The organism is Streptomyces sp. NPDC060194 (assembly GCF_042728285.1).
Lineage (GTDB): Bacteria > Actinomycetota > Actinomycetes > Streptomycetales > Streptomycetaceae > Streptomyces.
Genome location: NZ_JBHWZH010000183.1, coordinates 1 through 10,166 on the forward strand (window position 1 = coordinate 1; position 10,166 = coordinate 10,166).

Below are 10,166 nucleotides of genomic sequence, written 5' to 3' on the forward strand. Positions count from 1 at the left end.
GGTGCGTGGTCCAGGCCACGCACCCCGCCCGTCGCCGGTTCCGCTACCCGCGAGTAGCATCCAGGACATGGCAGAGACAGCAGAGGTTGAGGCGGAGAACGCCAAGGGCGAGGCGCGGACGAAGCGCCGGGTGGCGAAGCTGGCCAAGGAGATCCGGGCCTTCGCGACGGCGCACGGGGGCGCGGAGGGGCAGCTCGCCCACATCGGCCAGGCCGGCACCCGCATCGTCCTCGTCGGCGAGGACGGCGGCTGGGGGGACCTCGTCGCCCCCACGTACGCGATCGCCGAGCGGGCCGTCGCGGAGGCCGGCATCACCGTCCACGAGGCGTTCGACGGTGACATGGCGGCGAAGGTCGTCACCGGCCGCTACGAGTGGACCCGCATGGCGGGCATCCAGGTCGGCGGCCCCCGCAACACGTGAGGAGCCGCGAAAGGGGCCCCGGGGGAGAGATCCCCGGGGCCCCTTCCGCGTGCGCTCGCTCAGACGGCGGCCGGAGCGGCCTTCTGCCGGCCCGGGACCGGCGCGGCCTGCGCGAGTTCCCCGCGCTCGCGCAGGCTCAGCAGCAGGCGCAGCACCGCGATCCACAGCAGCGTCGAGCCGAGCATGTGGAAGCCGACGAGGACCTCGGGCACGCCGGTGAAGTACTGGACGTAGCCGATCGCGCCCTGCGCGAGCAGCACGACCAGCAGGTCGCGGGCGCGGGCCCGGGTGTCGAGGGGGGCGTCGACGACGCGGAGGGCGACGTACAGCGCGACCGCGAGCAGGCACACCAGCCACGCGGAAGCCGCGTGGACCCGCGCGATCGTCTCGTAGTCGAACGGCATGCGCGGCACGTCGCGGGAGTCGCCCGCGTGCTCGCCGCTGCCGGTGACGAGCGTGCCGACGGCGACGAGGAGGCCGGAGCACGCCGTCAGCGCCCAGCCGAGGCGGCGGACGGGCAGCGGCACGCGCGGCCGGGCCGGCGCGTCTCCCTCGCGCACCCGCAGCCAGGTGACCGTGGTGACGGTCAGCAGCGCGGTGGCGAGGAGGAAGTGCCCGGCGACGGACCACGGGTTCAGGCCGAGCAGCACCGTGATGCCGCCGAGCACCGCGTTGGAGACGACGATGAAGAACTGCGACCAGGCGAGCCGGGTCAGCCCGCGCCGGCGCGGCTTCGCCGACCGCACGGCGATGATCGTCCAGCCGACCGCCGCGCACAGCACGTACGTGAGGAGCCGGTTGCCGAACTCGATCGCGCCGTGGACGCCCTGTTCGGCCGTGGCGAAGAGGTTGTCGTCGGTGCACTTGGGCCAGGTGTCGCAGCCGAGGCCGGAACCGGTGAGGCGGACCGCGCCGCCGGTGACGATGATGACGACGCTCATCACGACGGCGGTGAGCGCGGCCCGCCGGACGGTGCGCGGGGTCGGCGTCCAGCGGCGGGCGAGGTAAGCGAGGGGTGTCAACACGCCGACCATCGTAGGCGGCCGCTTGTGCACACTTTCACGCAGCCCTCGGTGTCGGTCGATATGCCGACATTCCCGCTGGTCGGAGCGGTGCGGGCACGACTACTCCCAACGGAAGAAGCGGGCCGCCGCACCCAGGCCGAGGACGGACCAGACCGCGAGGATCCCCAGCTCGGTCCACGGCATGCCGGCGCCGTCCCGGAGGACGTCGCGCAGGCCGCCGGAGAGGGCGGAGATGGGGAGCAGGCCGAGGACGCCCTGCACGGCGTCGGGGAAGCGGTCCAGCGGCACGATGACTCCGCCGCCGACGAGCAGCAGCAGGAAGACCAGGTTGGCCGCGGCCAGCGTCGCCTCGGCCCGCAGGGTGCCGGCCATCAGCAGGCCGAGACCGGAGAACGCGGCGGTGCCGAGCAGCAGAAGGAGGGCGACGGCGAAGGGGTTGCCGCGCGGCGACCAGCCGAGGGCGAGGGCGATGACGGTGAGCAGCGCCACCTGGAGCACCTCGGTGACCAGGACGGCGAGCGTCTTCGCGGTCATCAGCGCCCAGCGGGGGAGAGGTGAGGCGCCGAGCCGCTTGAGGACGCCGTAGCGCCGCTCGAAGCCGGTCGCGATGGCCTGGCCGGTGAACGCCGTCGACATGACGGCGAGCGCGAGGACGCCCGGCGCCAGGAAGTCGACGGCCTCGCCCGCGCCGGTGTCGACGACGTCGACGGTCGAGAACAGCACGAGCAGCAGCGACGGGATGACCACCGTCAGGAGCAGCTGCTCGCCGTTGCGCAGCAGCATCCGCGTCTCGAGCGCCGCCTGCGCGGCGATCATCCGCCCGAGCGGGGCCGCCCCGGGCCGGGGGGTGTACGTTCCGGCGCTCATCCGCGCAGTTCCTTACCCGTGAGTTCCAGGAAGACGTCCTCCAGCGTGTGCCGCTCCACCGAGATGCCGTCCGGCATCACGCCGTGCTGCGCGCACCAGGAGGCGACGGTGGCGAGCAGCTGCGGGTCCACCGTGCCGCTGACGCGGTACGAGCCGGGGGTGAGTTCCACGGCGGCGGACTCCGGGGGGAGCGCCTTGAGGAGGGAGGCGAGGTCGAGCCCGGGGCGGCCGGTGAAGCGCAGGGTGTTCTCCGCGCCGCCCCGGCAGAGCGTCTCGGGGCTGCCCTGGGCGACGACCCGGCCGGCGTCGACGATCGCGACGTCATCGGCGAGCTGCTCGGCCTCGTCCATGTGGTGGGTGGTGAGGACGACGGTGACGCCGTCGCGGCGCAGGTCGCGGACCAGGTCCCAGGTGGCGCGCCGGGCCTGCGGGTCGAGGCCGGCGGTCGGCTCGTCGAGGAAGACGAGCTCGGGGCGGCCGACCACGGCCAGCGCGAGCGCGAGCCGCTGCTGCTGGCCGCCGGAGAGCCGGCGGTAGGTCGTGCGGCCGCAGGACTGCAGGCCGAGCCGTTCGATCAGGTCGTCCACGTCGAGCGGGTGGGCGTGCAGCCTCGCCATGTGGCGGAGCATCTCCTCGGCGCGGGCACCGGAGTAGACGCCGCCGGACTGGAGCATGACGCCGATCCGGGGGCGCAGCGCGGCGGCCTGCCGGACGGGGTCGAGGCCGAGGACCCGGACGGTGCCGCCGTCGGGCCGCCGGTAGCCCTCGCAGACCTCGATCGTGGAGGTCTTCCCGGCCCCGTTGGGCCCGAGGACGGCGGTCACGCCGCCGGCGGGCACGGTCAGGGAGAGGCCGTCGACCGCGGTCCGCTCCCCGTAGCGCTTGACCAGCCCGGTGATCTCGACGGCGGCTGTGGTGCTCATGGGGGGAGTCTACGGAGCGGGCGGCGGGGCTCCCGCCGCCGGGGCGGACGGGCCGTCGCTGGGCCCTCGCCACGGCCGCGCGCCGGTCCGACAACGGGACGAAGGGGCAGGTGGGAGCGGTCGCGCGGGCCGGTGCGAGACCCCGCCGGATGATCGATCAACAGCCGTTTCCGCAGGTCAACTTAGGTACGCCTAAGTGATGCAGCGCACCGAAGCCCGTTCCGACGCGGCTTGTCACGCCCCGACGAATTACGCAACAATGGTGTTGTGAAAAACGTCGCCGAGCCCCCCAGGGACGACCTCGCGACCGGTGAGCGGTCCACCCGCAACCGGGTCGCGCGCTCGATCCTGGACCACGGCCCGTCCACCGTGACGGACCTGGCGGGGCGCCTCGGACTGACCCCGGCGGCCGTCCGCCGGCACCTCGACTCACTCGTCGCCGACAACGTCGTCGAGGCCCGCGACCAGCGCGTCTACGGGGCCCGCACCCGCGGCCGCCCCGCCAAGGTGTTCGCCCTGACCGACTGCGGCCGGGACGCGTTCGACCAGAGCTACGACACGCTCGCCGCCGACGCGCTGCGCTGGATCGCCGAGCAGGCCGGCGGGGACGAGGCCGTGATGGCCTTCGCCCGCCACCGGCTGGCCGCGCAGGCCGAGGCCTATCGCGCCGCCGTCGAGGCCGCGGATCCCGCACACCGCACCGAGGCCCTCGCCAGGGCATTGACCGCGGACGGGTACGCTGCTACGGCGCGAAACGCACCGGTGGGTGAGCAGCTCTGCCAGCACCACTGCCCCGTCGCGCACGTCGCCGAGCAGTTCCCGCAGCTGTGCGAGGCGGAGACCGAGGTCTTCTCCCGCCTGCTCGGGACGCACGTGCAGCGGCTGGCCACCATCGCCCACGGCGACGGGGTGTGCACCACGTTCGTTCCGAAGACCGCGGAGCGCGCGTCGAACCCGAACCCGCGGCACCCGTCAGACCAGCACCAACCGTCAGCGTCCGTCAGCACGTCCGCAAGCAAGGCCGGGAGGAACCCCGCATGACTCTCCCCACGGAGACTGCCCACCCCGAACTCGAGGGTCTGGGCACGTACGAATTCGGCTGGGCCGACTCCGACGCGGCCGGCGCCGCGGCCAAGCGCGGCCTCAGCGAGGACGTCGTCCGCGACATCTCGGCCAAGAAGAACGAGCCCGAGTGGATGCTCAAGCTCCGCCTCAAGGGCCTGCGCCTCTTCGACAGGAAGCCGATGCCGTCGTGGGGCTCGGACCTGTCGGGCATCGACTTCGACAACATCAAGTACTTCGTGCGCTCCACCGAGAAGCAGGCCGCTTCCTGGGAGGAACTGCCCGAGGACATCAAGAACACCTACGACAAGCTCGGCATCCCCGAGGCGGAGAAGCAGCGCCTGGTCGCCGGTGTCGCCGCGCAGTACGAGTCCGAGGTCGTCTACCACCAGATCCGCGAGGACCTGGAGGAGCAGGGCGTCATCTTCCTCGACACCGACACCGCACTGAAGGAGCACCCCGAGCTCTTCCAGGAGTACTTCGGCACCGTGATCCCGGTCGGCGACAACAAGTTCGCGTCGCTGAACTCGGCCGTGTGGTCCGGCGGCTCGTTCATCTACGTGCCCAAGGGCGTCCACGTCGACATCCCGCTCCAGGCCTACTTCCGCATCAACACGGAGAACATGGGCCAGTTCGAGCGGACCCTGATCATCGTCGACGAAGACGCCTACGTGCACTACGTCGAGGGCTGCACCGCCCCGATCTACTCCTCCGACTCGCTGCACTCCGCGGTCGTCGAGATCATCGTGAAGAAGGGCGGCCGCTGCCGCTACACGACGATCCAGAACTGGTCGAACAACGTCTACAACCTGGTCACCAAGCGCGCCGTGGCCTACGAGGGCGCGACCATGGAGTGGGTCGACGGCAACATCGGCTCCAAGGTCACCATGAAGTACCCGGCCGTCTACCTGATGGGCGAGCACGCCAAGGGCGAGACGCTGTCCATCGCCTTCGCCGGCGAGGGCCAGCACCAGGACGCCGGCGCGAAGATGGTCCACATGGCGCCGAACACGTCGTCGAACATCGTCTCCAAGTCGGTGGCGCGCGGCGGCGGCCGCACCTCCTACCGCGGTCTCATCGAGATCGGCGAGGGCGCGCCCGGCTCCAAGTCGAACGTGCTCTGCGACGCGCTGCTCGTCGACACCGTCTCGCGCTCCGACACCTACCCCTACGTCGACGTCCGCGAGGACGACGTGTCGATGGGCCACGAGGCGACCGTCTCCAAGGTCTCCGACGACCAGCTCTTCTACCTGATGAGCCGCGGTCTGACCGAGTTCGAGGCGATGGCGATGATCGTCCGCGGCTTCGTCGAGCCGATCGCCAAGGAGCTCCCGATGGAGTACGCCCTGGAGCTGAACCGGCTGATCGAGCTCCAGATGGAGGGCTCGGTCGGCTAGCACCGGCCCCCGCCCCGGCCGGCCCCGCCCGCGGTGGCCGGCCGGGCCCCGACAGCACCGCCCGACCCGACAGCGTTGACCCAAGAGAGCGAGCACCACGACAGCCATGGCTGAGGCTCAGAATCCCCCGGTGGGCTCCACCACCTCCGGCTCCATCGCGGTGGCCGCCGAGTCCACCACCGCCACCCGGATGAGTGCGCCCCCGTCCTTCGACGTCGCGGACTTCCCCGTCCCGCACGGCCGCGAGGAGGAGTGGCGGTTCACCCCGCTGGACCGCCTCAGGGGCCTGCACGACGGGACCGCGGCCGCCGGCGGCGTCCTGCGCGTCGAGGTCACCGCGCCCGACGAGGTCGTCCAGGAGACCGTCGACCGCGACGACCCGCGGGTCGGCAGGGCCGGGACCCCGGTGGACCGCGTCGCCGCGCAGGCGTTCTCGTCGTTCGAGAAGGCGTCGGTCGTCACGGTCCCCAAGGAGACCGTCCTGACCGAGCCGATCCGGATCGCCGTCCACGGCGAGGGCGGGGTCGCCTACGGCCACCAGGTGATCGAGCTCGGCGCCTTCGCCGAGGCCGTCGTGGTCATCGACCACACCGGTGACGGGGTGCTCGCCGCCAACGTCGACTACGTCCTCGGCGACGGCGCGAAGCTGACCGTCGTCTCCGTGCAGGACTGGGCGGACACGGCCGTCCACGTCGCCCAGCACAACGCGCTGGTCGGCCGGGACGCGAGCTTCAAGTCGATCGTCGTCACCTTCGGCGGCGACCTCGTCCGGCTGCACCCGCGGGTCTCCTACGCGGGCCCCGGCGGCGAGGCCGAGCTGTTCGGCCTGTACTTCACCGACGCCGGCCAGCACCAGGAGCACCGCCTCCTGGTCGACCACAACGTGCCCAACTGCACGTCCAACGTCGCCTACAAGGGCGCGCTGCAGGGCGACGACGCGCACGCCGTGTGGATCGGCGACGTCCTGATCCAGGCCGCCGCCGAGGGCACGGACTCCTACGAGCTGAACCGCAACCTCGTCCTCACCGACGGGGCCCGGGTCGACTCGGTGCCCAATCTGGAGATCGAGACCGGCGAGATCGCCGGCGCCGGCCACGCCTCGGCGACCGGCCGCTTCGACGACAGCCAGCTCTTCTACCTCCAGTCGCGCGGCATCCCCGCCGACGAGGCGCGCCGGCTCGTCGTCCGCGGCTTCTTCGCCGAGCTGGTCCAGCAGATCGGCCTCCCCGACGTGGAGGAGCGCCTGCTCGCCACGATCGACACCGAGCTGGAGGCGTCCGTCTGATGGCATTCGTCAAGGCCGTCTCGCTGAGCGAGCTGGTCGACGACACCCCCCTACGGGTGGAGATCGACGGCACGCCCGTCTCCGTCGTCCGCACCGAGGGCGAGGTGTACGCGATCAACGACATCTGCTCGCACGCGAACGTCTCCCTCTCGGAGGGCGAGGTGGAGGACTGCGCCATCGAGTGCTGGCTGCACGGCTCGTCGTTCGACCTCCGCACCGGGAAGCCGAGCGGACTGCCCGCGACGCGCCCCGTGCCCGTATACCCCGTACAGATCCAAGGGGACGATGTGCTCGTCTCCGTCACCCAGGAGTCCTGAGCTAGCCATGGCAACCCTTGAAATCCGCGACCTGCACGTGTCCGTCGAGATCGACAACGGCTCCAAGGAGATCCTCAAGGGGGTCGACCTGACCGTGAAGCAGGGCGAGACGCACGCCATCATGGGCCCCAACGGCTCCGGCAAGTCCACCCTGGCCTACGCGATCGCCGGCCACCCCAAGTACACGATCACCTCCGGCACCGTCACGCTCGACGGCGAGGACGTCCTGGAGATGTCCGTCGACGAGCGCGCCCGCGCCGGCGTCTTCCTCGCCATGCAGTACCCGGTCGAGGTCCCCGGCGTCTCGGTCTCCAACTTCCTGCGCACCTCCGCCACCGCCATCCGCGGCGAGGCCCCCAAGCTGCGGACCTGGGTGAAGGAGGTCAAGGGCGCGATGGAGCAGCTCCAGATGGACCCCTCCTTCGCCGAGCGCAACGTCAACGAGGGCTTCTCCGGCGGTGAGAAGAAGCGCCACGAGATCCTCCAGATGGAGCTCCTGAAGCCGAAGATCGCCGTCCTCGACGAGACCGACTCCGGCCTCGACGTCGACGCGCTCCGCCAGGTCTCCGACGGCGTCAACCGGGTCCGGGAGACCGGCGAGGTCGGCACCCTGCTGATCACGCACTACACGCGCATCCTGCGCTACATCAAGCCCGACTTCGTGCACGTCTTCGTGGGCGGCCGGATCGCCGAGTCCGGCGGCCCGGAGCTCGCGGACAAGCTCGAGAACGAGGGCTACGAGGCCTACACGAAGGTGGGTGCGACAGAGTGACGACAACGCCGGGTCTCCTCGCGCCGACGTCCCAGCTGCTCGACGAGGCGCTCCGCAAGGACTTCCCCATCCTCGACCGGGTGCTCCACGACGGCAAGAAGCTCGTGTACCTGGACAACGCGGCGACCTCGCAGAAGCCGCGCCAGGTGCTCGACGCGCTGAACGCCTACTACGAGCGGCACAACGCGAACGTCCACCGCGGCGTGCACGTGCTCGCCGAGGAGGCCACGGCACTGTACGAGGGCGCGCGCGACAAGGTCGCGGAGTTCATCAACGCGCCCAGCCGCGACGAGGTGATCTTCACCAAGAACGCCTCGGAGTCGCTGAACCTCGTCGCCAACATGCTCGGCTGGGCCGACGAGCCGTACAAGGTCGACCGCGACACCGAGATCGTCATCACGGAGATGGAGCACCACTCCAACATCGTCCCCTGGCAGCTGCTCTCGCAGCGCACGGGCGCGAAGCTGAAGTGGTTCGGCCTCACCGACGACGGCAGGCTCGACCTGTCGAACATCGAGGAGGTCATCACCGAGAAGACGAAGATCGTCTCCTTCACGCTGGTCTCCAACATCATGGGCACCGTCAACCCGGTCGAGGCGATCATCCGCCGCGCCCAGGACGTCGGCGCGCTGGTCTGCGTGGACGCCTCGCAGGCCGCCCCGCACATGGTGCTCGACGTGCAGGCGCTGCAGGCCGACTTCGTGGCCTTCACCGGCCACAAGATGTGCGGCCCGACCGGCATCGGCGTGCTCTGGGGCCGGCAGGAGCTCCTGGAGGACCTCCCGCCGTTCCTCGGCGGCGGCGAGATGATCGAGACGGTCTCGATGAGCTCGTCCACGTACGCCCCCGCGCCGCACAAGTTCGAGGCGGGCACGCCCCCGATCGCGCAGGCCGTCGGCCTCGGCGCGGCCGTGGACTACCTTTCCGCGATCGGCATGGAGCGGATCGCCGCGCACGAGCACGCGCTCACCGAGTACGCGGTCAAGCGGCTCCTGGAGGTACCCGACCTGCGCATCATCGGCCCGAACACGGCCGAGGACCGCGGCGCGGCGATCTCCTTCACGCTCGGCGACATCCACCCGCACGACGTGGGCCAGGTCCTCGACGAGCAGGGCATCGCCGTCCGGGTCGGGCACCACTGCGCCCGCCCGGTCTGCCTGCGGTACGGAATTCCGGCGACCACGCGAGCGTCGTTCTACCTGTACTCGACGCCCGCCGAGGTCGACGCGCTGGTCGACGGGCTCGAGCACGTACGGAACTTCTTCGGATAGGGCTGGTCGTGAAGCTGGATTCGATGTACCAGGACGTGATCCTGGACCACTACAAGCACCCGCACGGCCGCGGGCTGCGCGACGGCGACGCCGAGGTGCACCACGTCAACCCGACCTGCGGCGACGAGATCACGCTGCGGGTCCGCTACGACGGCACGACGATCGCCGACGTCAGCTACGAGGGCCAGGGCTGCTCGATCAGCCAGGCCTCGGCCTCCGTGCTGAACGAGCTGCTGGTCGGCAAGGAACTGGCCGAGGCGCAGAAGATCCAGGAGACCTTCCTGGAGCTGATGCAGTCCCGCGGCCAGATCGAGCCCGACGACGCCATGGAGGAGACGCTGGAGGACGCGGTCGCGTTCGCCGGGGTCTCCAAGTACCCCGCCCGTGTGAAGTGCGCGCTGCTGAGCTGGATGGCGTGGAAGGACGCGACGGCCCAGGCGCTGTCGGAAGGGAAGACCGCATGACGGACAACGACACCGCCACGCTGAAGCCGGCCTCCGAGGAGGAGGTCCGCGAGGCCCTGTACGACGTCGTCGACCCCGAGCTGGGCATCGACGTCGTCAACCTGGGCCTGATCTACGGCATCCACGTCGACGACGCCAACATCGCCACCCTCGACATGACGCTGACGTCCGCGGCCTGCCCGCTGACCGACGTCATCGAGGACCAGGCGAAGTCCGCCACCGACGGGATCGTCAACGAACTGCGGATCAACTGGGTCTGGATGCCGCCGTGGGGTCCTGACAAGATCACGGACGACGGCCGCGAGCAGCTGCGGGCGCTCGGCTTCAACGTCTGAGCACCGCCCTCGCGGAAGGCCCCCCGG

Annotated in this window: 12 protein-coding genes; 9 read left to right on the forward strand and 3 right to left on the reverse strand. The window is 70.9% G+C overall.

Features of this window, described 5'->3' with window-relative positions; all coding sequences use genetic code 11:
- The first annotated feature begins 67 nt into the window (after window positions 1-67).
- Window positions 68-421: a hypothetical protein gene (locus tag ACFWEG_RS26340; RefSeq protein ID WP_387219873.1), complete on the forward strand. Its 354-nt coding sequence runs from the start codon at window positions 68-70 to the stop codon at window positions 419-421.
- A gap of 59 nt (window positions 422-480) precedes the next feature.
- On the opposite strand, the gene ACFWEG_RS26345 is transcribed toward ACFWEG_RS26340, so the two are convergent.
- The 3 genes from ACFWEG_RS26345 to ACFWEG_RS26355 form a co-directional block, all read right to left on the reverse strand.
- The gene (locus tag ACFWEG_RS26345; RefSeq protein ID WP_387219875.1) at window positions 481-1,455 is read right to left on the reverse strand and encodes a heme A synthase; all 975 of its coding nucleotides are present in this window, start codon (window positions 1,453-1,455) and stop codon (window positions 481-483) included.
- A 90-nt stretch (window positions 1,456-1,545) separates the two neighbouring features.
- The gene (locus ACFWEG_RS26350; RefSeq protein ID WP_387219878.1) at window positions 1,546-2,313 is read right to left on the reverse strand and encodes an ABC transporter permease; all 768 of its coding nucleotides are present in this window, start codon (window positions 2,311-2,313) and stop codon (window positions 1,546-1,548) included.
- The gene (locus tag ACFWEG_RS26355) at window positions 2,310-3,236 is read right to left on the reverse strand and encodes an ABC transporter ATP-binding protein (RefSeq protein ID WP_387219881.1); all 927 of its coding nucleotides are present in this window, start codon (window positions 3,234-3,236) and stop codon (window positions 2,310-2,312) included. The genes ACFWEG_RS26350 and ACFWEG_RS26355 overlap by 4 nt, the downstream gene beginning before the upstream one ends.
- A gap of 267 nt (window positions 3,237-3,503) precedes the next feature.
- Here ACFWEG_RS26355 and ACFWEG_RS26360 point away from each other — a divergent pair, with 267 nt between their 5' ends.
- From ACFWEG_RS26360 to ACFWEG_RS26395, 8 genes are all read left to right on the forward strand, one after another.
- Window positions 3,504-4,277: a helix-turn-helix transcriptional regulator gene (locus ACFWEG_RS26360; RefSeq protein ID WP_387219883.1), complete on the forward strand. Its 774-nt coding sequence runs from the start codon at window positions 3,504-3,506 to the stop codon at window positions 4,275-4,277.
- Window positions 4,274-5,695 (forward strand): Fe-S cluster assembly protein SufB, encoded by a 1,422-nt coding sequence (gene sufB / locus ACFWEG_RS26365; protein ID WP_387219885.1) that lies wholly within the window; start codon window positions 4,274-4,276, stop codon window positions 5,693-5,695. The genes ACFWEG_RS26360 and sufB overlap by 4 nt, the downstream gene beginning before the upstream one ends.
- Window positions 5,696-5,801: 106 nt before the next feature.
- Window positions 5,802-6,980, forward strand: a complete 1,179-nt coding sequence (gene sufD, locus ACFWEG_RS26370; protein ID WP_387219888.1) for a Fe-S cluster assembly protein SufD — start codon at window positions 5,802-5,804, stop codon at window positions 6,978-6,980.
- The gene (locus ACFWEG_RS26375) at window positions 6,980-7,297 is read left to right on the forward strand and encodes a non-heme iron oxygenase ferredoxin subunit (protein WP_387219890.1); all 318 of its coding nucleotides are present in this window, start codon (window positions 6,980-6,982) and stop codon (window positions 7,295-7,297) included. Before sufD ends, ACFWEG_RS26375 begins: the two co-directional genes overlap by 1 nt.
- A 7-nt stretch (window positions 7,298-7,304) precedes the next feature.
- Window positions 7,305-8,069 (forward strand): Fe-S cluster assembly ATPase SufC, encoded by a 765-nt coding sequence (sufC, locus tag ACFWEG_RS26380; RefSeq protein WP_387219893.1) that lies wholly within the window; start codon window positions 7,305-7,307, stop codon window positions 8,067-8,069.
- Window positions 8,066-9,340: a cysteine desulfurase gene (locus ACFWEG_RS26385; RefSeq protein ID WP_387219895.1), complete on the forward strand. Its 1,275-nt coding sequence runs from the start codon at window positions 8,066-8,068 to the stop codon at window positions 9,338-9,340. The genes sufC and ACFWEG_RS26385 overlap by 4 nt, the downstream gene beginning before the upstream one ends.
- Before the next feature lie 8 nt (window positions 9,341-9,348).
- Window positions 9,349-9,804: a Fe-S cluster assembly sulfur transfer protein SufU gene (sufU, locus tag ACFWEG_RS26390; RefSeq protein ID WP_387219898.1), complete on the forward strand. Its 456-nt coding sequence runs from the start codon at window positions 9,349-9,351 to the stop codon at window positions 9,802-9,804.
- Window positions 9,801-10,139 (forward strand): metal-sulfur cluster assembly factor, encoded by a 339-nt coding sequence (locus tag ACFWEG_RS26395; protein ID WP_387219900.1) that lies wholly within the window; start codon window positions 9,801-9,803, stop codon window positions 10,137-10,139. The genes sufU and ACFWEG_RS26395 overlap by 4 nt, the downstream gene beginning before the upstream one ends.
- The last annotated feature ends 27 nt before the right edge of the window (window positions 10,140-10,166 follow it).

Excerpts from the sequence above, each read along its gene's own strand:
- ACFWEG_RS26340 (WP_387219873.1), top strand. The coding sequence starts at position 68 with ATGGCAGAGACAGCAGAGGTTGAGGCGGAGAACGCCAAGGGCGAGGCG.
- ACFWEG_RS26345 (WP_387219875.1), bottom strand. The coding sequence starts at position 1,455 with ATGGTCGGCGTGTTGACACCCCTCGCTTACCTCGCCCGCCGCTGGACG.
- ACFWEG_RS26350 (WP_387219878.1), bottom strand. The coding sequence starts at position 2,313 with ATGAGCGCCGGAACGTACACCCCCCGGCCCGGGGCGGCCCCGCTCGGG.
- ACFWEG_RS26355 (WP_387219881.1), bottom strand. The coding sequence starts at position 3,236 with ATGAGCACCACAGCCGCCGTCGAGATCACCGGGCTGGTCAAGCGCTAC.
- sufB (WP_387219885.1), top strand. The coding sequence starts at position 4,274 with ATGACTCTCCCCACGGAGACTGCCCACCCCGAACTCGAGGGTCTGGGC.
- sufD (WP_387219888.1), top strand. The coding sequence starts at position 5,802 with ATGGCTGAGGCTCAGAATCCCCCGGTGGGCTCCACCACCTCCGGCTCC.
- ACFWEG_RS26375 (WP_387219890.1), top strand. The coding sequence starts at position 6,980 with ATGGCATTCGTCAAGGCCGTCTCGCTGAGCGAGCTGGTCGACGACACC.
- sufC (WP_387219893.1), top strand. The coding sequence starts at position 7,305 with ATGGCAACCCTTGAAATCCGCGACCTGCACGTGTCCGTCGAGATCGAC.
- ACFWEG_RS26395 (WP_387219900.1), top strand. The coding sequence starts at position 9,801 with ATGACGGACAACGACACCGCCACGCTGAAGCCGGCCTCCGAGGAGGAG.